The 20,666-nt window shown below is 70.1% G+C and carries 16 protein-coding genes and 2 CRISPR repeat arrays (1 of these 18 only partly in view); of the genes, 6 read left to right on the forward strand and 10 right to left on the reverse strand.

Translation table 11 applies throughout. The annotated features are described in order from the left end of the window. Window positions 1–1,489: a CRISPR direct-repeat array (repeat unit 29 nt; unit sequence GGGACCATCCCCGCGGGTGCGGGGAGCAG); it begins 1,969 nt to the left of the window's first position. A gap of 92 nt (window positions 1,490–1,581) precedes the next feature. Genes cas2e through cas3 form a run of 8 tightly spaced genes read right to left on the reverse strand, consistent with a single transcriptional unit; the run spans window position 1,582 to window position 10,948 of the window. Then, window positions 1,582–1,944, reverse strand: coding sequence for a type I-E CRISPR-associated endoribonuclease Cas2e (cas2e, locus tag ACIBAF_RS37625; protein WP_399469239.1), 363 nt, complete (start codon window positions 1,942–1,944; stop codon window positions 1,582–1,584). Further along, entirely contained in the window at window positions 1,941–2,906 is a 966-nt protein-coding gene (gene cas1e, locus ACIBAF_RS37630) for a type I-E CRISPR-associated endonuclease Cas1e (protein ID WP_399469241.1), read from the reverse strand. The genes cas2e and cas1e overlap by 4 nt, the downstream gene beginning before the upstream one ends. Beyond that, window positions 2,903–3,694 (reverse strand): type I-E CRISPR-associated protein Cas6/Cse3/CasE, encoded by a 792-nt coding sequence (gene cas6e, locus ACIBAF_RS37635; protein WP_399469243.1) that lies wholly within the window; start codon window positions 3,692–3,694, stop codon window positions 2,903–2,905. Before cas6e ends, cas1e begins: the two co-directional genes overlap by 4 nt. After that, window positions 3,694–4,419, reverse strand: coding sequence for a type I-E CRISPR-associated protein Cas5/CasD (gene cas5e / locus ACIBAF_RS37640; protein ID WP_399469245.1), 726 nt, complete (start codon window positions 4,417–4,419; stop codon window positions 3,694–3,696). The genes cas6e and cas5e overlap by 1 nt, the downstream gene beginning before the upstream one ends. Continuing rightward, entirely contained in the window at window positions 4,416–5,609 is a 1,194-nt protein-coding gene (cas7e, locus tag ACIBAF_RS37645) for a type I-E CRISPR-associated protein Cas7/Cse4/CasC (RefSeq protein ID WP_399469247.1), read from the reverse strand. Before cas7e ends, cas5e begins: the two co-directional genes overlap by 4 nt. Further along, a complete protein-coding gene (casB, locus tag ACIBAF_RS37650) occupies window positions 5,606–6,301 on the reverse strand; it encodes a type I-E CRISPR-associated protein Cse2/CasB (protein WP_399469249.1) in 696 nt (231 codons plus the stop codon). Before casB ends, cas7e begins: the two co-directional genes overlap by 4 nt. Then, window positions 6,298–8,040 (reverse strand): type I-E CRISPR-associated protein Cse1/CasA, encoded by a 1,743-nt coding sequence (casA, locus tag ACIBAF_RS37655; RefSeq protein ID WP_399469251.1) that lies wholly within the window; start codon window positions 8,038–8,040, stop codon window positions 6,298–6,300. The genes casB and casA overlap by 4 nt, the downstream gene beginning before the upstream one ends. Then, the gene (cas3, locus tag ACIBAF_RS37660) at window positions 8,021–10,948 is read right to left on the reverse strand and encodes a CRISPR-associated helicase Cas3' (protein ID WP_399469253.1); all 2,928 of its coding nucleotides are present in this window, start codon (window positions 10,946–10,948) and stop codon (window positions 8,021–8,023) included. Before cas3 ends, casA begins: the two co-directional genes overlap by 20 nt. A gap of 228 nt (window positions 10,949–11,176) precedes the next feature. Continuing rightward, window positions 11,177–12,610: direct repeats of the CRISPR family, unit length 29 nt; unit sequence CTGCTCCCCGCACCCGCGGGGATGGTCCC. 182 nt (window positions 12,611–12,792) lie between these two features. Between cas3 and ACIBAF_RS37665 the strand changes: the two genes are divergently transcribed. The 6 genes from ACIBAF_RS37665 (at window position 12,793) to ACIBAF_RS37690 (ending at window position 18,707) form a co-directional block, all read left to right on the forward strand. Then, on the forward strand, window positions 12,793–14,736 hold the full coding sequence (locus ACIBAF_RS37665) for a hypothetical protein (protein ID WP_399469255.1): 1,944 nt from the start codon (window positions 12,793–12,795) through the stop codon (window positions 14,734–14,736). Between the two features lie 94 nt (window positions 14,737–14,830). Next, window positions 14,831–15,517, forward strand: a complete 687-nt coding sequence (locus ACIBAF_RS37670; RefSeq protein ID WP_399469257.1) for a hypothetical protein — start codon at window positions 14,831–14,833, stop codon at window positions 15,515–15,517. Window positions 15,518–15,700: 183 nt separating this feature from the next. After that, the gene (locus ACIBAF_RS37675; RefSeq protein WP_399469259.1) at window positions 15,701–16,114 is read left to right on the forward strand and encodes a head decoration protein; all 414 of its coding nucleotides are present in this window, start codon (window positions 15,701–15,703) and stop codon (window positions 16,112–16,114) included. A gap of 13 nt (window positions 16,115–16,127) precedes the next feature. Then, a complete protein-coding gene (locus ACIBAF_RS37680) occupies window positions 16,128–17,171 on the forward strand; it encodes a major capsid protein (RefSeq protein WP_399469261.1) in 1,044 nt (347 codons plus the stop codon). Window positions 17,172–17,556: 385 nt separating this feature from the next. Then, window positions 17,557–17,889: a hypothetical protein gene (locus ACIBAF_RS37685; RefSeq protein ID WP_399469263.1), complete on the forward strand. Its 333-nt coding sequence runs from the start codon at window positions 17,557–17,559 to the stop codon at window positions 17,887–17,889. Continuing rightward, window positions 17,889–18,707: a hypothetical protein gene (locus ACIBAF_RS37690; protein WP_399469265.1), complete on the forward strand. Its 819-nt coding sequence runs from the start codon at window positions 17,889–17,891 to the stop codon at window positions 18,705–18,707. The genes ACIBAF_RS37685 and ACIBAF_RS37690 overlap by 1 nt, the downstream gene beginning before the upstream one ends. A gap of 101 nt (window positions 18,708–18,808) precedes the next feature. Here the strand turns inward: ACIBAF_RS37690 and ACIBAF_RS37695 are convergent, their stop codons facing one another. Further along, a complete protein-coding gene (locus tag ACIBAF_RS37695) occupies window positions 18,809–19,378 on the reverse strand; it encodes an N-acetyltransferase (RefSeq protein WP_399469267.1) in 570 nt (189 codons plus the stop codon). Then, complete coding sequence (locus ACIBAF_RS37700; RefSeq protein WP_399469269.1) at window positions 19,375–20,646, reverse strand: Tat pathway signal protein; 1,272 nt, start codon at window positions 20,644–20,646, stop codon at window positions 19,375–19,377. Before ACIBAF_RS37700 ends, ACIBAF_RS37695 begins: the two co-directional genes overlap by 4 nt. Between the last annotated feature and the right edge of the window lie 20 nt (window positions 20,647–20,666).

Below are 20,666 nucleotides of genomic sequence, written 5' to 3' on the forward strand. Positions count from 1 at the left end.
GTGCGGGGAGCAGGTCAAGGAGGCGAGATGGACGAGTTCGTGACCGGGACCATCCCCGCGGGTGCGGGGAGCAGCGACGAGTGCCTGTGCGCTGCTCGTCTCCGCGGCGGCACCGAGGGGGACCATCCCCGCGGGTGCGGGGAGCAGGCTGCCGGACTCGACGCCGACCAGCTCTCCAGGGGACCATCCCCGCGGGTGCGGGGAGCAGGACACTGACTTGGCCAGCAACGCGGAGATCCAGGGACCATCCCCGCGGGTGCGGGGAGCAGGTCAACGGCGTGAAAAACGCCGCCGGGTCCCTGGGACCATCCCCGCGGGTGCGGGGAGCAGATGTCGGCGGCTGACGTGTAGACCCCGACGAAGGGACCATCCCCGCGGGTGCGGGGAGCAGCGGCTCCCTCCTTTCGCTCTGGTGGGAGGGGTGGGACCATCCCCGCGGGTGCGGGGAGCAGGCGCAGCAGAAGTACCAGGACGCGGTCGCGAAGGGACCATCCCCGCGGGTGCGGGGAGCAGGTCGCGGTGCCACTTGCCGGTCGTGTAGGGCTGGGACCATCCCCGCGGGTGCGGGGAGCAGAGGGCCTGCCGTGAGGAGGTCGGGACCGAGACGGGACCATCCCCGCGGGTGCGGGGAGCAGCGCGTCCTCGATGACGTCCCACCGCGCTGCGTGGGACCATCCCCGCGGGTGCGGGGAGCAGGTCTCCGGGTTGCCGAACAGCTGGATCTCGGCGGGACCATCCCCGCGGGTGCGGGGAGCAGGTCTTTACCGTTCCGCACCTTCGGTGCCTTCGGGGACCATCCCCGCGGGTGCGGGGAGCAGGTCGCGGTGCCACTTGCCGGTCGTGTAGGGCTGGGACCATCCCCGCGGGTGCGGGGAACAGGACGACATCGTGAAGACCGACGACTGGTCCCTGGGACCATCCCCGCGGGTGCGGGGAGCAGGGCGGCTTGTCGGGCGCGTTCGGCGGCGGCGCGGGACCATCCCCGCGGGTGCGGGGAGCAGGGGCTGCTGTGGTCGGCGATCCAGGCCGCAGCGGGACCATCCCCGCGGGTGCGGGGAGCAGGATCCGCTTCCACGACAGGCGGTCGATGCAGCGGGACCATCCCCGCGGGTGCGGGGAGCAGTACGACGAGGTCCTGAAAGCGGGGCGGAAGAAGGGACCATCCCCGCGGGTGCGGGGAGCAGAGGCCCTCGGCCGCGAGCGCGACCTCGACGACGGGACCATCCCCGCGGGTGCGGGGAGCAGGCCGACGACGGCACCCCCGAGGGCTGGGAGCTGGGACCATCCCCGCGGGTGCGGGGAGCAGTTGGCCGCCGCCCTCGGCAAGACGCAGCCGCCGGGACCATCCCCGCGGGTGCGGGGAGCAGTTGGCCGCCGCCCTCGGCAAGACGCAGCCGCCGGGACCATCCCCGCGGGTGCGGGGAGCAGGTCATGGGCAGTCTCGCCACGCTCGCGGCCGTGGGACCATCCCCGCGGGTGCGGGGAGCAGACTGGTTGACCTGGTCTTTTAGTGCGGAGGTGACGGGTTTCTGAGCACTTTCGTGAAGTCCGGCAATACGCCTGTAATCGCCCCAATGTCCTTCAGGTTCGTCCGAAGCGTCGGCGTTTGGCCGCCTTGCTCCATCCGGGCGGAGCGGTCGTCGGTGGAGTGGCCCCCGGCGATGAGGGCTTTGTGTCGGGGCGGTGGATGAGGGTGACGCCGTCGTAGTCGACGGGGTGCCACGCGTGGTCGTGGGTGCGGAAGGTAAAGCCCTGTTCGTTGTTGGTGGTGTGGGTCAGCAGAGCGCGTCCCTGGCCGGCGTATTGCTGGACCTCGTGCCAGAGCGCATCGCGGATGCGGGCCGATGGGTTGCCCACGAACACGCCTGCGGAGACCTCCAGCATCCAGCGGGTCAGGAAACCGCGGAGTCCGGCTGGGCAGTTGGTGAGGACGATGACGGTCACCAGCCCACCTGTTCGTAGTCGCCGCTTGTGTCGTGGTTGAAGCCGGAGGGGACTTCGCGGCCGCCGTCGCTCTGCAGGGTGACCACGTCGCGGTCGTCACCTGAATTGACTGGGCTGACTCCTCCCAGCAGCAGGTGTTTGATGTCGTTGACGCATCGTTCGAGCAGGGACGATTCGTTGATGCGGTCCCGCAGAGCGCGGCGGGTGCGGGGGCCGACGTCCTCCTCGTCCTGCGCGGCGACGTCGAACGCGAGAGGGATGCCGATCTCGGTTTTGTAGAGGTCGGCGATGTCGAGGACGAAGGACAGTTCGTGTCCGGAGTGAACGAAGCCGAGGGCTGGGCTGCAACCCAGCGAGGTTACGACGGCGTGGGCGATGCCGTACATGCACTGGGCTGCTGCGGTGATGCCCTGGTTGACAGGGTCTCCGGCGGTGAAGTTGCCAGGGGTGTACTGGCGGCCGCGCCAGGGGATGCCGGTGCGGGTGGCCTGGGCGCGGTAGCAGTCTTTGACGCGGCGTCCTTCCCGGCCCAGGAGTTCGTGGCGTGTGAGGCCGGCGGGGTCTTCGTCGGGGAAGCGCAGCTGGTACATGGCGCGGGCGACGGCGAGACGGCTGCGCGGGTTGGCCCATTGTCGGGCCTGGGCTTCCATGAGGGCTGAGGAGCGGGTGAGGGCGCGTCCGGCGGCGTAGTAGCGCACGCCGCGCTCTCCGACCCAGCAGACGGCCGCGCCGGTTTCTCCGAGGACGCTCATCGCCTGGTGGGTGATGCGGGTGCCGGGGCCGAGGAGGAGGGTGCCGATGGTCGCCGACGGGATGTGGGTGGTGCCTTCGGCGTCCTGGGCGGTGATGGCGTTGGCGTCGCGGTGGACGGTGCAGCGTTCCAGGTAGATGAAGGAGACGCGCTCGGCGGTGCGGGTGAGTTGTCGTGGGGTGAGTGCGGTGTGCTGGGAGATCGTGGTCATGGTGCCTGCCGGGCGGGCGGGGTGAGAGGTGCCAGGGTGAGCAGGCCGCAGCCGTAGGCCTTGGCGCGGCCGATTCCCTGGGTGAGGGTGCGGCGCAGGGCTTCGGGGTCGGTGACTTCGAGGCGGCCGTCGAAGGTGACGGCAACCAGGGTGACGGGTTTGCCTCTTCTGCCGTCGTCCGTGCGCTTCTTGTCGAAGGAGCGGTTGTTGTGGTCGCGGACGGACAGCTCGTAGCGGTCGCCGTGGTGCTCGCGTTTCCCCTGGTGCGTGGTGCCGCCGGGCAGCAGGCGTGCGTGGTCGGCTTTCTCCAGGATGCGGAAGCCGCTTCGTTCCTGGCGCTCGATCAGCCAGGCCATTTGGTGAACGGGCGTGAGGTGGGCGGTGATCTTGCGGGGCTCGTCGGGGTTGCGGCGGATGGTGTGGACCGGGTTGGCGGTCAGCCGGAAGGCCCAGCGGTCCCCGGTGGAGAGTTTGTCGAGGAACGGGGCATAGGGCCTGCTCTGCCAGCTGGGCGTGGCGGGATCGGCCGCTGCTGCCGCGGGCCAGCCGGCCTGTTCGACCAAGTGGGTCAGGTCCGGGCGGTCGGGGCTGACGATGTAAAGGATCACCTCGGCGGGGGCCGTGTGGTCCAGGCGCCACAGCACCCGCGGCGTGTCCGGGGCGGGGGCGTCGGTGGGCAGCAGGCCGGGGAACGAGGACATCACGGCGGCGTGCAGGACCTGCGGCGAGGACAGCAGGCGGCGTGCGCCGGGACGGGCGGTGTTCACGCGGAAGCGGGAGAGGTACATCAGCTGCTCTCATCCTCCAGAGCATCGAACGGGTCGTGCCGCGGCACGCCGGCGGGAGCATGCGGCATGGGCACCGTGGTGGTGACGACGGTGCGCAGGGCGTGGCGGCGGTGTGCGGCGGCGAAGCTGATGGGCTGGTCGCGCAGGGTGTCGGCGCCGGCGTGCTCGTCGCCGGCTGCCGCCTCCATCAGCACGGGCAGTGTGCTCGGGGGGCGTGAGCTGTGCCGTCTGCGGTTCCAGGCGGACGCCTGCCACGGCACGTTTCGCAGCACGTGCTCCAGGCGGGCGTCTTCGAACACTCCCAGCTCGACGGGTTCGGCCGGCGGGCAGGAGCGGCGGCCGAGGAACGGCAGGTAGACCGGGGACTTCAGCGCGGCATGCAGCGCGGTGAGCAGCGTGTGCTCGCCTTCGAGGGCGGCGACGAAGACGGCGTCCGCGAGGTAGTAACGCTCCGAGAGCGGCATGGATTTGCCGGTGACGGCGTGGTGGGCGGTGTGGAAGTCCCGGAGGCGGGTGCCGGGTTGGTCGATGCGGACGCCGAACCGCAGGGCTGCGAGGGGCGCGAGCGCGCGGTCGTCGCCGCGTTCGATGCCTGCCGCGGCCGCGAGCAGGCCGATGACGCCGCTCTTGGTGGGGGCTGATTCGGTGGTGCGGCGGGTGAAGCGGGAGGAGGCCCCCCAGGACTGCAGGGGGCCGGCCAGCCGCAGGGCGAGCACGCCGCTCATGCGGGCGTCTCCAGGCGTTCGGCGACGGCGTGGCCGACGGCGGCGACGAGGTCGCCAAGGGTGTCGGACTCGGTGCCGAGGTCGGCGAGTTTGAGGGTGTTGGGGCCGACGCGCAGGACCCAGCTGAGGGTGGATGCGTCGTCTCCGTAGGCGCGTTCGATGTCAGGGACGTAGGCGGCGAGGCGGTCGGACGCCTCTCGGACGTGGCCGCCCTGGTCGCCGCGGACAGGTTCTTCGAAGGCGGCGACGAAGCTGACCGGGCGGGTGGTGCGCAGCTTGACGACGACGGCGTCGGGCAGGGTGTGGTGCCCGAAGGTGTTGATCTTCCCCGTCGGCAGCGAGGCGACGAAGCTGTGCACGAACGCCTCGACAGCTCGGCGCACCGGTTCGGTCCGCGGCTCGTCGTCGCGCAGGCCCTGGCCGAGGTTGTCGGCGAGCTTGTGGACGCTCAGGGCGGCGTAGCGGTAGAGGGTGGCGGAGTTGAAGTCGACGGTGCCGATCATCCCGGCACCGGTCTCCTCCTCGGTGTTCTCGTCGTCGACCGCCGTGTAGTAGTCGGACTCGTTCTCCACCCGGTGCACGCTGATGGCGTGGGCGACCTGGACGGCGGCGTCCACGTTGTAGTCGGCTGCGTCGGCGACCATCCGGCCGAAGAGGGCGATGTCGACGGAGTGGCGGCTGTCCGCGATCTCCTTGGCCTTGTCCTTGTTCGCCTTCTCCTTGAGGTACGCGGTGATGTCTGCGGCCCCGTCGACGGCGAGGCGGGCCAGGCCGTCGAGCTGGCGGAAGCTGAGGAAGACCAGGTACTTCGCCTCCGGCGCCGGGGTGTCCCCGGACTCCTTGGCGGCGTCGGCCTTCCGCTTGGGTACTTCGGTCTTCAGCCCCGTTGCCTTGACCGTCTCGTCGGCCAGAGCGAGGGCCGCGTCGCCGCCGAGGGATTCGTCCAGCGCGGTGATGCGCTTGGCGAGCAGTTCCACGACCTTCTTGGTCCGTACGCCGAGTTCGTTCGGGTCGAGCAGGCGCTCGTCGTCGAAGTAGGTGCGGGTGGCCCGCTTCCACGCCTGGCTGGAGACGCGGGCGCGCGGCACACCGCCGTACACGGCCGACTTCGGCGCGCCCGTGTCGTCACGGTTGAGGTTGCTGGGCGGGACGGTCTGCAGGGCGTGCACGTCCAGGAAGATGCGGTTCACGAGGCGTCCTTGTCGCGGTCGTCGGAGCTGGGGGCGGCACCGTCGGCGCTCTGGGCGGAAGCTGGAGCGGCCGGGTCCTGCCAGGAGTGGAACGAGCGGCCCCATTCACGGCGGACGGTGTCGGCGCCGCCGGGCCACTGCCAGGCGTAGAGCTGGCCGGCGAGCAGGCCGTAGTCGAGGGGGATGTCGGCGCGGCGCAGCAGGACGATCAGGTCGCGCAGCCGCTGGGACAGGCTGGTCAGGTCGGGTGCGGTCCCGGCGCGCACCAGGCGCTTGCGGACGGGCTCGTCGATGCCATCCGGCGGCATCAGACGCCGCACGGCCGCCCCCAGTCCGGCCGGTCCTCCTGGCCCGCCGCGGGCGTGGGGGCGGTGCATGTGGGCGCCGCGGGACTGCTGGTGCATGGCCCACAGCGTGAGAGCCGCGTGCAGGGCGTTCTCCGCCCGCACGAGTTCTTCCTCGCTGAGTGGGCGTACGTCGTCGAGGCGCGCGTACAGAGGCGAGGTGTCGACGAGCGTCCACAGGTCGGGCAGGTCGGCGGCGTCCCGGCCTGCGCCGCGGCGCAGGCGGGCCAGCGCGGCGACGTCCTTCGGGCTGTCGCGCAGGTAGCCCTCCTGCCACCTGTCGATCTGCACGGCGGCGAGCTCGGCGACCCGCGAGCGGACGCTCGGCGGGGCTGTTGCGGTGGTCATGCGGGCACCTTCGGGTCGGTCGTGAAAGAGCCAGGGTGGGGCTGGCCGGAGCCGTCCGGGGGGTCTGCGGCGGACCGTTGCAGCCCGATCTGCGGCTGTGGGTCCGATCCGGACAGCTTCCCCAGCGCCTTGGCCAGACGGTTGCGGAACCACCGGTCGGCCAGGCCGGCGTTGAGCCACTGCGTGCCGCCCCTGGCGGCGGAGACGGTCCTGCCCTGCCAGGCCGCCTCCCCGGCGTCCTGGATGAGGCGGTCACCGAGGCGGCCGATCAGGCTGTGTGCCTCGCGCTGCCACAGGCGTCGCCGCTCGAACGCTTCTTCGGCGTCCGTGAGGGCTGCGAGCCAGGTGCGGTAGGGATGCTCCAGCACGGTGAAGCCGAGTTCACGCGCTGCTGATCGCCGCTGCTCCCCTTCGGAGCCGGCCGCGCGGGCCAGGTCGGTGGCCAGATCACCGAGCGCCTGCACCGCCTGATCGGCGTCCTCGGCCGCACCGATCGCCTGCTGGGCGCACGTGCGGTCCTGCCGGTGCAGCAGCACGACCGGCATGACGAGACGGTCGTCGACGACCTCGTCGATCACCGACTGCTGCGTCCCGTACGTGGCGCCGACGATCCGGGCCCGGATCAAGAAGTGCCGCGGCAGCTCCCCCTCCGTGACCAACCGGGCCACCCACTCCAGGATCCCCGGCCGCAGGTAGGCAGCAGCCTCCGCGCCCTGGGCCGTCACCGACCGGTCGGCGACCAGCGAGGCGACGCCCCGCCAGGCGGCGCGTGCCGGGTCATGGTCTCTGGGCAGGTAGATCAGCGGCTGCCGCAGCTTCTTCTCCTGGAAGGTGCTGCGCCGCCACGCGGTCATCGGCTCCCTGCGGTGCATGTTGCGCGCGGAGAGCGGATCGCCGTAGCCGAGGACGACGCCCGTGACGCCGTCGGCGTCGTGGTGCAGGCGCAGCCGGCGCGACTGCCACGTGTACAGATCGCGCAGCCCCGTCGGGGTGCGCTCGGCGCCGCCAGGCGGGCACGGCTCCCGCCGCCAGGCGGGCCGGTCGTCAGCGGTGAAGTTCAGAGCGTCGGTGTCGGCCGCCACCAGGTTCAGCAGCAGCGTCTCGCGCAGGCTGTCGCCTTCCGCGAAGACCCCGCCGAGGCCGCCCGCCCACCCCGTGCCGAGCGGGTACACCTTGCCGCCTTTGACCCGTTCGTCGCCCACCATGCCGGACTTGATGCCGGAGGTGTCGTAGGCGTGGGCGTGCACGACCCAGCGGGCCGCCTCCGCGAACGACAACCGGTCCACGGTGGGCATCCGCGCGGTGAAGAACGCCTCCCCGTTGGGCACGTCGGCCACGATCCGGTTGAGTGAGAACACCTCGTCCTTCGCCGTCCGCAGCCCAGCGGTCTGGAAGAACGGAGCGGCCGGGTGGAGCAGGTCGAACCGTTCGCCGTGCGTGTCCAGATAGGCGGCGACCGGCGCGAAGCACTCCGGGTCGGCCCACAGCTCGCCCCAGGACTCGACGCTGTCGGGGCCGTCGAGAGCGTCGTGAGCAACAGCAAGCAGCAGGCGCACGAGAGCGAACTCCTGGGTAGGCAGGTCTCCCGTGATGCGGCGTATGCCGCCAGCCTGGGCGAAGACCTGACGCAGCGACAGCTCCTCCTGCGAGCCGTCACACTTCAGAACCCCGATCCAAGGCTGGGTGGTCAGGTCGAATGACGGGACATGGGCCGTGCTGTCAGCGGTCGGTTCCCTCACGGGTCACCTCCAGGCCATCTCGGTGGCTGTAGTGGAGCGCATAGCCTGCCAGCAGGGTCTGACAATCCTCATCGAGTGCGAGAATCAGCTGGTCAGTAAGCCACGGGCTGTTCTTGCCCTGCCAAGCTGGCACGTACAGCTGCTCCAGCTCTGCGATGGCCTTGTCGAGGGTCTCGGCGTAGGAGAACTGGATGGGCAGCCGCAGTCCGCAGCTGGCCGCCGTCCGGGCGGCGAACGCCGTGGGCGCCTGGTCCTGTGGCAGCTCAAGCCCTGCGCGCGGGCGGCCCTTCTTGTCGGGTTCCAGCCACGGCAGGGTGGCGAGAGCGCCGTCGGCGCGCCGCTGCACGACGACGACTTCCAGGCTCTCCCGGCTGTCGCGTACCTGGGCCCGGCCCGCGCGGGTGTCATCGGCATCGCCGACGCCGGCTGCCACCCAGCCGAACAACGGCTTGCCGGCACGGCCGACTTCGCCGAGACGGAACACCGTCGCCCGCTCGGCCTGGTCGGCCCGGTGCCGCTCGAACCGCCCCCTCGCTTCCTCCAGCGCCGGAGCCCAGTTTTCCGGCCCGACGGGAGCCTCGGCGTAGGCGTCCTGGACGAGCGGGCTGATGTCAGCGGGCAGCCGCACGGGCCGCTGCGGACCGCCGTCGAGATGGGGAAGCAGCACCGCCGCCGACCGCAGCAGCGCATACGCCCCGTACACCGCCACCGACCCGCGCACCGGGACCGGCACCCCTGCGGCCCAGTCCGCGCCGGTCAGCAGACACCGCGCCGTACGCAGCGGCGCGGGCCGCTCGCTCTGGCCCTCCCCGCGCCGGTGACGGTGCAGCCGGCCCATGCGCTGCAGCAGCAGGTCCACCGGGCACAGGTCGCTGACCAACAGGTCGAAGTCCACGTCCAGGGACTGCTCGGCCACCTGGCTGGCCACCACGATGTGCCGCCCGGACGGCCGCCCCGTCGCCTTGCCGGGCGGACCGAACCGCCGCAGCAGGTCACTGTCCTTGGCCGCCCGGTCGACGTCCACGAAACACGAGTGCGCCACGGTGACGGCCCCGTCGCCGAACCTCTCCCGCAGCACCCGGGCCGTCTCCAGCACCCGCTTGACCGTATTGCGAACGACGAGCACACACCCGCCGTCCACCAGCTCCCTCTCCAGCCGGTCGGCCAGCGCATCCAGACCGTCGCCAAGCCGCTCCACCCGGACGTCCGTGCCGCGGGTCGAAGCAGCCGGACGGCGCACGACGGGCCTGCCGCCCGGCGCGACCGCGGTGAGCAACGGATACCCCCCGTCTGCCGGAGCACTCTCGACGTGTGCGCCGGCCGCCCCGGAGTACGCCTCGACCAGCTGACGCCGACGCGCAGCGGGCAGAGTCGCCGAGAGCACCACCACCGGAACCCGGTACGCGCCCAGCCAGGCCAGCACCCGGTCCAGATAGACGCTCATGTGGGCGTCGTAGGCGTGCGCCTCGTCGATGACGACGACTTTGCCCGCCACCGCCAGGTGACGCAGGGCCAGGTGCCGGCTCTTCAGCCCGGCGAACAGCAGCTGGTCGACAGTGCCCGCCACGAACGACGCCAGCATCGCCCTCTTACGGCCCCGCAGCCAGGTGTGCGCCACCAGCTCGGCGCCCGCCGACCGTGCCGGTTCCCCCAGCCGCCGCGGCACAGGCGCGGCCGCATCCACGTCGACCGCCGTCACCCGTCCGCCACGGGCCAGCAGACCGGCGAACTCCTCGTTCAACGCCGCCTTGGAGTGCGCCAGGTGCACGGAGTGCCGGTCACTCCCGTCATGCGGAAGCCGGTTCAGCCACTCCAACAGTCGCGGGAACATCGCGTTGCCCGTCGCCATCGTCGGCAACGCGAAGAACACCCCACCCGCACCCGAACGCGCCGCGAAGACCTCCGCCACAGCCAGCGCAGCCTCCGTCTTCCCCTCCCCCATCGGAGCCTCGATGACCATCAGCCCAGGCGTCTCCATCTCCCGAGCCAGCACCAACGCCGCTTCCTGGACCGGCCGGACCTTCGCCTCCGCCGGAAGCTGGAACCGCGACACGAACAACTCCTGCGCATCCCCGACAGGCATCTGCGCCCGCCACGGCGCCGGGAGGTCCAGCCCCCGCCACGCGGCCACCAGCCGCTCCTGACTGCTACGGGAGGCGGCCTCCGGGAAGTAGGGGAAGAGGTCGGGATTGCTGGCGATCCAGTCGGAGACGATGACCAGTGCGGTCAGCAACACCTGTACGGGCTGCGGCAGTTTCACCGCCCGCCACGCCTCCAGCCGGTCCGCCACGGCGAAGTGCTCCGCGCACGCGTCGAGCAACTCAGTCTGCACCTGCCGCCACACCCCGCTGCTACGGCCAGGAGTACGCAGCAACTCCTCATGGTGGTACAGCGCCTTGATCTGACCGCTCTCGGGCGGCACCCCGTGGTGCCCGCCCACCGCGACGGTGAACTGCCCCGTCTGCTTGGGCGCCCACTCGTGCCGCTCCTCCAGCCATTCACCCAGCAGCACCTGACCGGCCAGCCCATGCGGCGCCAGACTCCGATCCGGCCCCATCGCCTGACGGGACCGCATCTCCAGGCCCTTCTCCCGCATGACATCGGCGAGTTGATCGACCTGGCAGGCGAACGCCGGCGTCGCCTTGCCCGTGTCATGCACACCAGCCAGCCACATGACCAGCCTGCGGCCATCTGCCTCGCCGCCGGGCAACGCCTCGGCGATGAGCCTCCGCATGCCGCAAGGGAGCCACTCGTCCCACAGAAGGCCGGCGACGGCGCCGCTGTCCTCCATGTGCCGCCACAACGGCAGCCATCCGTCCGCATCACGATCATGCTTCGCCCACACCGACCGCGCCGTAGCCCCAAGCCGCGACAGCAGGTCAGAGAGGGAATCGTCCCCACTCGTCATGCGATATGCCTACACGCAAACCGGTGCCCAGCAGGCCAAATCGAAGAAACGAGCCTGATCTGCAGCTCAGCCAGCCGTACGACTTCCAACAGGCGCGCTCAAGTTGTACGGTGTCTGGCCCGCTGTTGCCATCCCCAAGTATGCAATTCCCATATGTCCTACTTGACGGAATTCGCGAACATAGGTGAAACCCTGTGCCACAAGTGATAGAGGCGCAGGTCAGACAGTCTGCTCCCCGCACCCGCGGGGATGGTCCCCAGCCGGTGATCCACGGGACGGCCAGTCCGCCCTGCTCCCCGCACCCGCGGGGATGGTCCCCACCGCTTCACGATCTCGTTCGACGGCCGCGGCTGCTCCCCGCACCCGCGGGGATGGTCCCGGAGCGGAAGTCAATGTTGGCGTCGGCAGCAGGCTGCTCCCCGCACGCGCGGGGATGGTCCCGTGAAGAAGGACTGGCGTAACAACGCCCGGGCCTGCTCCCCGCACCCGCGGGGATGGTCCCGCCAGGCCGACGAGGAGGCGAAGCGCGTCGCCCTGCTCCCCGCACCCGCGGGGATGGTCCCAGGCCGAGGACATCGCGGCCGCCGTCGCAGACCTGCTCCCCGCACCCGCGGGGATGGTCCCGACTTCTCGTACCGCTGCACGGTCGACTACAACTGCTCCCCGCACCCGCGGGGATGGTCCCCAGGCAGTCTCTCCGCGTCGGGTTCCGGGAAGCTGCTCCCCGCACCCGCGGGGATGGTCCCACCGGCCGCGCCCCCGCCACTTTCGTGCACGACTGCTCCCCGCACCCGCGGGGATGGTCCCGCCGGCAGCGCGCCGCGATGACCGCGAGGAGGCTGCTCCCCGCACCCGCGGGGATGGTCCCCCCGCTGTATTCCTTGATCGCGAGGGATCCGCCTGCTCCCCGCACCCGCGGGGATGGTCCCCGCAGCTGTGGGCTGACGTTCGTGTTGCCGGTCTGCTCCCCGCACCCGCGGGGATGGTCCCCCCACAACACACACACCAGTCATGCTCGACGACTGCTCCCCGCACCCGCGGGGATGGTCCCTCGGCGCGTACGAGCGGGTCATCATTGACTGGCTGCTCCCCGCACCCGCGGGGATGGTCCCCCCGCGAAGGCAAAAGGCACCGCATGGGAGTCCTGCTCCCCGCAACCGCGGGGATGGTCCCGGCACGACCAGGAACGAGGCCGGCGGGGTGCGCTGCTCCCCGCACCCGCGGGGATGGTCCCGCCCGCACCTCGCGCGTGTGCCGGCGCGCGATCTGCTCCCCGCACCCGCGGGGATGGTCCCCACGGCGGAGCCAAGTACACGGCACGCCAGGCCTGCTCCCCGCACCCGCGGGGATGGTCCCGACCCGGAGATCAGGCAGTTCAGCTCGGTCATCTGCTCCCCGCGCCCGCGGGGATGGTCCCGTGCCGTCGGGAATGGTCTCGGCGAGATCCGCCCACTCCCCGCGCCTGCGGGGATGGTCCCCATGCCCAGTGGGACGGGCCCTCGCCGAGGGTCTGCTCCCTGCGCCTGAGGGGATGGTCCCAGCCAGGACATCCGTACGCCGATCGGCACCACCTGCTCCCCGCGCCCGCGAGGGATGGTCCCACGGCGAGGTGGCCGATGCTCATCCCGATGACCTGCTCCCCGCGCCCGGGGAAAGTCCCGTCGACCTGGGGGCGATGGTCAACGGCACCGCCTGCTCCCCGCAGCTGCGGGGGTGGGGTGGTCCCATGGCCGTGAGGCTGCGGTGCATGCTGGGCCCGTCAGGAGATCACTTCCCTGCCACATCGGTGGATCAAGGCCTACGCTGGCTGTGGGCGCGGGGCCCGGTCGCCTGGAGGGGCACCTGTGAGGCACCTGCGTGAACTGCTCATCGACGCCTGGTCGTGGCTCAACTACAAGCAGACGATGGCCCACCCCAGCCGGCCGGGCCACCACGCGTTCCCTGAGCTGAACGCCTCGTGGGTGCCTGCCGAGGACCTGCGCCGCCTGGCCGCCTACAAGTTCTTGGCCGCGTACGACTCCAACCAGGCCGGGGAGCTCGCCTCCGTCACCGGTGATGACCACCACGGCGTGGAGCGCCGCGAGTTGGGCGACCCGTCCAAGCTGATCGACACCACCCTCAGCTACCTCCTGGGCGCGAAGCAGACCATCGTGGTGCCCGGTGCCGAGTACCACGACCAGGGCGACGAGGAGCTCACCCCGGAAGCCGGGGCTGCGGCCGACCTGCAGGACAAGCTGCGCTCGTGGGCGGACAAGGAGCTGCTGCCGCTGCGCATCCAGCAGGCCGAACGGTGCGCGGTGCGCTGCGGGGACGGCGTCTACACGCTGGCGTGGGATCCGTCCAAGCGGCGTGTGCTGCTGCGTACGTACGACCCCGGCTGGTACTTCCCCGAGTGGGACGAGGGTGAGCAGGACGCTCAGGAGTACCCGCAGCGTGTGCACTTCGCTTGGGAGCTGCCCGCCGACCCAGTGCGCGGCCTCAAGGACCGCGTGCGGCGCATCACCTACGAGCTTGGCCCGATCGGGCCAGCCACGGCGTCCGGCCAGACCAGCGACGGCCGCGCGATCCGTGAGCAGGTGGCCAGAGCGGACGGCGACCCGGTGCTGACCGGCGGCGACACCCTCGATCCGCTCACGGGCACACTGACCCGCACCTACCCGTGGGCGCCGGGCAAGCCGTCGTGGACGACGTGCTACTTGACGGACGCCGAGTGGCTGCTGGAAGACCTCGGCTCTGCACACGATGTGTTCAACCTGCCCGCTGACAAGGCTGCTTACCGGGTGCGTTCCGACGGTCAGGTCCTCGACCGGCTCGACCTCATGGTGGACTTCATCCCGGTCGTGCACGTCCCCAACTCGATCCCGGATGCAGGCGAGCACTGGGGGAAGCCGACGCTGGCGACGGTGCTGCAGCTGCTGGACGAGCTGGCCGCCACCGACACCGACAGCGCCTCCGCCTCGTCGACCACCGGCACGCCCATTGTGGCTCTCGCCGGGGCGCGGCTCCCCATCGACCGCTCCACTGGGCAGCCGATGCCGGTGCGTGTGGAGGCGGGAACGGTGTGGCAGCTGTCCGACTCGGGCCGCATGGACACCCTCGACACGTCGGCGCAGCTCGCTGAACTGCGCCAGCGCATCGACCACTTACTGGACCGGCTCGCCTCGAACACTCGCCTGACCACGGCCGGGCTCGGCACCCTGGATGTGGCCAAGGTACCGTCCGGGTACGCGCTGCAGCTCGCTCTTGGCCCGCTGGACTCCCTGGTCGGGGCGATGCGCCTGGCCCGCGACCACAAGTACCAGCTGCTGCTGCGCCTCGTGCAGCGCCTGCACCAAGCCGGACAGGTGTGGCCCGCCGGCGAGTCGCTGCCTGCACGCCTCGTGTGGGGCGCGCACACTCCCACCGACCGCACCACCGTCCTCAACGACGTTACCTCCGGCTATGCGGCCGGCGTGTTCTCCCTGGAGACAGCTGTGCGCATGCTGAAGGAGGCGGGCTACCCCGTCGAGGACGTCGCCGAGGAGATCGAGCGCATCCAGAAGCGGGCCTTCGACCAGGCTGCCCGACTAGCCGACGCGACCGGCGACAACGCGGCCGTGCGCGAATACCTGGGCCTGCCGGAAGCCGACCCTGTGCCTGCCGTGCCTCTCGTGCAGCCTGGCCGGACCGGCTCCCAGGACGGGCCGCCGACCAGCCCGCCTTCGGCCCAGCCGTTGCCGCCAGCGCAGCTGCAGCCGCCCGGCACAACCGGGACCATCGGCGAGGCGGCCGGGCCCGGTCCCCACTGACTCTGGCGCCCTGCACGGGCCGTGTGCCGCGTGGGGGGAGTGGCTACACTGATCGGCGGCGCGGGGGCGCTGGAGACCTGTGGACGGTTCACGCATGACGCGCCCCTCACTCCCCAATCCGCTCGAACCGGTCGGGCACCGCCGTGACGGGCGGCCGATCTATCCGATCCTCGGGGCCTCGCCCGAGGACGACCCCAACAAGCCGGGTGACGAGGGTGACGCCCCGAGCAGCGGTGTCACAAAGGAAGACCTGTCGCGGCTGCTGGCCCGGGAGAAGACCCAGGGCGGCCGGGCGGCCGTGAAGAAGCTGCTCGGTGACCTCGGGTTCGACAGCTCCGAGGCGCTGACCGAGTTCATCACCACGAAGCGCGACGCCGACCAGGCCGCGCTGACCGAGATGGAACGCCGCGAGCAGGTCGCCGAGGAGAAACTGAGGTCAGCCGAGGCGCGCGAGGCGCAGGCTCTGGCCAGGGAGCGTGCTGCCATCCGGCGTGCCGCTCTCGGAGGTCTCGGCGCGACGGGGGACGACCTTGATGATGCGGTGCTCCTCATCGACCGTGCTCTGCACGACCAGCCCGACGCTGACGAGGCGGCCGTCGAAACTGCCGCTGAGCAACTGAAGGAGCGCCGCCCCGAGTTGTTCGGGCCCGCCCGAGAGACCGTGCCGCCCTCTCCGGGCGGATCTCCCGCCGGCGGCCCGCCAAAGCGCGGAGGCATTCCACCCAGGCCCGGAGCGGCGGGGCTCGAAATGGCCCGGCGGCGAGGGCTCATCAGCGACTGACCACGTCAACGACACATCTCCCTGGGACCACGCCCCTCAAACCGTGGACGCCCTTCCGGAAGCCGGTCGGGCTGATCAGGGACCACGCCCTGGCGCGGCTCGGCCGTCGTCGTTCGTGGACACCGCCCCTTGCAGCGCGCCGGGTGCGGGAGCAATCCGATCCGCACCTACGAAGGAGACAATGTGAGCGACTACCAGATCCTCACCACTTCCACGACGGTCACCGACGACCGGACATGGCTCGCTTCGCTGGACGGTGTCCACGAAGCCCAGACGATTCCCGTCGACACCAGCAAGCTGACGGCAGGCACCCACTACACGGCGGGCACGCAGAATCAGCCCCGCCACATCATCAAGTCCGGCATCCCACTGAGCCGGATCACCGCATCGGGCCTGTACGCGCCCTACAACGCCGCAGCCAGTGACGGCACTCAGATCCTCGCCGGTTTCCTCGTTGCCGAAACCGCGTTCACTCCCGGCTCTACAAAGACCGCGGGCGCACTGCTGTGGCGCGGCGAGGTGTATGCGTCGAAGCTGCCCGTTGCCTTCGCGCCCCCCGCCGCCGCGAACACGACCGCGTTCATCCACTACCGGTAAGGAGGCAGACACCATGGCCCTTGAGAAGCTTCTTGAGGCGATCGTCCCCGAAGACATCCAGGCGTTCATCCGAGCGATCACCACGCCGGAGGAGTACCTCCTCACCCGCGAGGTGTTCGCCGAACGGAACATCGACAACGTCAAGTTCCGTACCAAGAGCAGCAAGCGGCGCGTCAACGCGGCGAAGTTCCGCGCGTGGGAAGCCGCGCCGACGCTTGCCAGGCGGCGTGCCGAGCAGGTCATCAACGAGGGCATGTTGCCCTGGGTCGGCCAGGAGCTGCCCTTCTCCGAACTCCAGATCATCCTGGCAGCTGTCGACCGCGGCCAGGACACCAGCGAGTTCCTCGACCTGCTCTACGACGACCTCGAACAGCACGTGGAGGCCACGAAGGCCGCCATGGAGATCGCCGCCGGACAGATGCTGTCCACCGGGGTGGTGTCCCTACCCGGAGTCGCCCTCGACGTGGACTGGAAGGTGCCGGCCGCCAACCGGCCGACGGTCGCGGTGCCGTGGTCCCAATCGGAGGCGGCCACCCCGATCACGGACGAGCTGGCGTGGATCCACTACCTGAAGAGCATCGGAGCGCCGCGCCCCGAGCGTGTCATCACCTCGGAGAAGGCGCTGTCGCTGCTCGGGTCCACGGCGGAGTACCGGGCCGCGTTCCACAACTCGCCGCCCACGGACCAGATCCCGAGCGGAATGCTCGCTCCGGAGGAGGTCAACCGGGTCCGCGCCAAGTACAACCTGCCGCCCGTCACCGCCTACGACGTGCAGGCGTACGACAGCAGCGACAACCTGGTGCGCACGACCCCGGAGTCGCTGTGGGCGATGATCCCGCCGCGCCGCGAACAGTGGGGCGAGACCCAGTACGGACTGACCGCCGAGGCGATCGAGCTCCGCGGCAAGGGCGTCATCACTGCCGAGGAGGCCCCCGGCATCGTGATCACCACCCATGTGCAGACGCGCACCCCAGTCCAGCTGTCCACGATCTCCGCCGCTGCTGCGATGCCCGTGCTGTACGTGCCGGACATCCACATCGCCGCGACGGTTTTCTAAAAGGAGTCGGCCATGGCGAAGTTGGCGCGCACGGTGTTCGTACGAGACCCCGAGCAGGGATCCGTCCGGCTGGAAGCGGGGGAGGAGGTTCCCGAACGGCTCGTCCCGCTCATCCCGAACCCGGCCGCTTGGTCGGAGGAGGCTCCTTCTTCGGAGGGGGAAACCCCGGATCCGATCGACGCGGACGGAGAGGCGGGAGCTACATCCCCCGTGTCGGATCCTGCTCCGGATACGGATACGGATACGGATACGGATACGGAGCCGAAGCCCGCCCGGCGCCGGACCCGTATGCCGGCCGACGAGCAGTAACCGAGGCTGGCCCGGGCTCGACATCCCTATGCGGTGGGGTGCCGGGCCCGGGCCGCAATACCGAAGGATTCCGCCCATGGATCCCGCTGTCCTCGCCTGGCTCCTGGCGCAGCTCGGCCCCGACACCGACCAGGCCGACCTGCAGACCCGCCACGCGCGGCTCTGCTCGGCCAGGGCTGTAGCCCTGGAAGTGCTGAACGAGCGGCGAGCCAAGCTGCTCGCCGAGCCCCTGCAGCTGACCGTCAACGGTGTGGCCACCCTCGACCAGTCCAACAACCTCACCGGTCTGGAACGGCAGATCGCCTCCATGGAGGACGCGACGGCCCCCGACGAGCCGAACGGCGGGGACACCCTCGTCATCGCCCCACTGCAGTCCGCTCGTCGCCGACACCACCACCGGTGGCGGTAATGGCGTACGAGTTCCCACCGCTGACGCCCGGAGATGCCGAGACCGTATCTGCGCGCGTCGCCGCGGTGCTGGAGGACGCGTGGCAACGCCTGGCGGATCAGCAGGCCACGGTGCTCGCCGCGATCGGCGACAACGCCGGCTCCCGGATGGTCGCCGACCGGCTCGCACAGTTCCAGGCCGCCATCGTCGACTTCCAGCAGCGCGTGGACGCCGAGGCCCGCGCGTTCGTGGCCCGCCAGCTGCCTCACCTGTACGAGGAAGGGGCGCGGGCTGCAGCCGCGACGGTCGGCGGGCACTTCTCGTGGACGCTCATCCACACCGAGGCCCTGCAGTCGCTGGCCTCCGACTCCTACGTCGACTTCCTGCGCCGCTCCGAGGAGGAGCAGCGCATGGCCGCCGTGTTCTACCGGGCCGTACGGGATGCCGCTCGCCGCGAAGTGCCGCTGCTGGCCGCTGGCCACACCACCGCCTTGCAGGTCGCGAAGGGCCTCGCTGATCGGCTGGCAGCCGAACACCAACTCACGTACGTGATCTACCGCAACGGTGCGCGAATGCCGGTGCGGGCGTGGGCTGAGGCCGCGACGCTCGCCAAGTCGGCCGTCGCCTACAACGCCGGCACTCTCAACCGAATCCGCCAGGCGGGAGTGTCCATGGTCGAGGTCTTCGACGGATCAGACTGCGGCTGGACTACACACCGGGACCCTGACAAGGCCAACCGCACCATCCGCACGGTCGAGGAAGCCGCGGAGCGGCCGATCTCCCATCCACGCTGCCGGCGTGGGTTCGGGCCGCGGCCAGATGTTGTGGATGCTGCCTGAGGAGACGCTGACCGTAACGGACTGGCGGACCTCAGTCTCGAGAATCAGTGGAATTGGGCGCATTCACCCTGCTCCTCTCACCTACGGCAGATGGGCTTCGGCTATTGGCGAAGGGGGTCCCGCAGCATCGTGGCGAAAACCGGCGAGTCGTCGAAAGGCTGTTGTTCGCCGATGTCCCGGTATCCCCAGGACTCGTACACCGCCTTCAGCCGTCCGTCGGAGCGGGTGGGATCGACCAGGAGCGTAGCTCGCTCTTCATGGCGCTCGGCGAGGAGTTTCTCGTGCAACAGTCGGGATGCTCCAGCACCAGCAGTGCCGCGGAATGCCTTGCGCACGAGGACTTCTTGGACGGCGAAGGTACGGGTGCCCGTTTCCCGGGTGAAGTCATCTGGCGGGGTCTGACGCATGGTGGACCACCACAGTGAGCCGACGGCGAGCGGCCCGCCGAAGATGTAGCCGGCTGGCTCGTCGCCCTGGAGGGCGATGACGGCCTCCCAGCCGTCACGGGAGGCGTAGCTGGTCAGGCGTTCATCGAACCGTTCTACGGCGTTGAAGGAATCTTTCATCAACCCGAACTGGGTTCGGACTTCTACATGGATGTCGAGGATGAGCTGTCGGTACTTCTCGACGTCCCTGGTACGGAGAAGTATCAGGGAACCAGTGTCAGTCATGCGATCACCGTTCGGTATTGGGCCTGCCAGTCGCGGGCCTCGGGACTACGGGGGGCGAGCGCGGCGACCTGCTCGGTGAAGCTGTTCAGGAGTCCACGGACGCGGGCGTGCTTCATCATCCCCTCAGTGATACCCCGAGCGGTGTCGACAGCCTGTTCGAGGTCTCGCTGGGAGAGTTGCGTAACGGCAAGGTTTGCCCGCACTAGTGCGCCATTGCGTTGCAGGCCTGGCTGCAGGTACGCGAGGCTGCGGTGCGCATGCCTCTCGGCGTCAGGCCAATGCCTCAGCTGCATCCGTGTGAGCATCGCGAGGTGGTCAAGTTCGGCTTGATCGTAGAAGCCGACCCAGGCCGGGCGGTGTTTGTTCGGATCGGCGCGGTCGAGCGCCTTCTGGGCCAGATCCAGATAGCGCATGGCGCTTCTGCCGTCGGCGAGAACGGCGTGGTTGACCGCTAGGCGGGACATCGCCAACGAAGCAAACAGCGGGTCGCGTCGGGTAATGGGGGATGCATGGGACCTCTCGGCGGCGGCCAAGGCGTCGGTGGGCCGGCTGAGTTGCCGGAAGAGAGTGCTGGCGTGACCCCACACGCGGAATTCGGTGGCATGGTCACCGGACAGGCCAGCAAGGCGGATGGTCCTGTCGAGGTGGTACTCGGCTGAGGTCCGGCGGCCGTCGATGGCGGCCCACATCGCCGAGTTGGAGAAGGCTGCGGCGACGGTGTACAGCTCGGAGCGGATACGTGCTGACGCAGTGTGTCCCTGCTGAAGAGTGATCACCTTGTCGGTGATCTCTGCGGCACGCTTCTCCAGCTCCGGGGTTCCGCCGTACATGCTCTCGACGCTGGTCCAGGCCGCGAGTTCGGCCTTGAGCGCCTCTACGTCGTTGGAGGTGAGACGTTGTCGGCGTGGCCCTCCGACAGCCGGCACGGTCACGGAGACGCCAGCGGCGGTGGCTGCTGTAAGCAAGGCGCGGCGGTACAAGGGGTCATCCTCGGGTCCTGGAGGGGGGCTTGACTTCTTAGTGCCCCGAGGAACGAACCCTAACTCTCCGCTTGTTCGATCCGTCACCTTCTCAAGCGCCGTCCTCAGCAAGGCATTGGGCGACCTGTGTTCACCACTGAGCAGCTTGAAAATGTGCCTGTCGTTGACCGTGCCGTCCCGTCCCGTCAGTTCTCCGATTGCTGTGTTGACCAGGGACGTCAGCTCTCCCACTGACATCTGGTGGCTACGCAGCCACGCCTCGAACGCCTCGTTCCGTACCCCTGCCATGACAGCACGTTATGGGTTGC

Source organism: Streptomyces sp. NPDC051677 (assembly GCF_044453465.1).
GTDB lineage: Bacteria > Actinomycetota > Actinomycetes > Streptomycetales > Streptomycetaceae > Streptomyces.

What these genes read in the sequence shown, in the direction of transcription:
- ACIBAF_RS37680 (WP_399469261.1), top strand. Translation starts at nt 16,128, where the DNA reads ATGGCCCTTGAGAAGCTTCTTGAGGCGATCGTCCCCGAAGACATCCAG.
- cas6e (WP_399469243.1), bottom strand. Translation starts at nt 3,694, where the DNA reads ATGTACCTCTCCCGCTTCCGCGTGAACACCGCCCGTCCCGGCGCACGC.
- cas3 (WP_399469253.1), bottom strand. Translation starts at nt 10,948, where the DNA reads ATGACGAGTGGGGACGATTCCCTCTCTGACCTGCTGTCGCGGCTTGGG.
- casB (WP_399469249.1), bottom strand. Translation starts at nt 6,301, where the DNA reads ATGACCACCGCAACAGCCCCGCCGAGCGTCCGCTCGCGGGTCGCCGAG.
- cas1e (WP_399469241.1), bottom strand. Translation starts at nt 2,906, where the DNA reads ATGACCACGATCTCCCAGCACACCGCACTCACCCCACGACAACTCACC.
- cas5e (WP_399469245.1), bottom strand. Translation starts at nt 4,419, where the DNA reads ATGAGCGGCGTGCTCGCCCTGCGGCTGGCCGGCCCCCTGCAGTCCTGG.
- ACIBAF_RS37670 (WP_399469257.1), top strand. Translation starts at nt 14,831, where the DNA reads ATGACGCGCCCCTCACTCCCCAATCCGCTCGAACCGGTCGGGCACCGC.
- ACIBAF_RS37700 (WP_399469269.1), bottom strand. Translation starts at nt 20,646, where the DNA reads ATGGCAGGGGTACGGAACGAGGCGTTCGAGGCGTGGCTGCGTAGCCAC.
- ACIBAF_RS37690 (WP_399469265.1), top strand. Translation starts at nt 17,889, where the DNA reads ATGGCGTACGAGTTCCCACCGCTGACGCCCGGAGATGCCGAGACCGTA.
- ACIBAF_RS37695 (WP_399469267.1), bottom strand. Translation starts at nt 19,378, where the DNA reads ATGACTGACACTGGTTCCCTGATACTTCTCCGTACCAGGGACGTCGAG.
- ACIBAF_RS37685 (WP_399469263.1), top strand. Translation starts at nt 17,557, where the DNA reads ATGGATCCCGCTGTCCTCGCCTGGCTCCTGGCGCAGCTCGGCCCCGAC.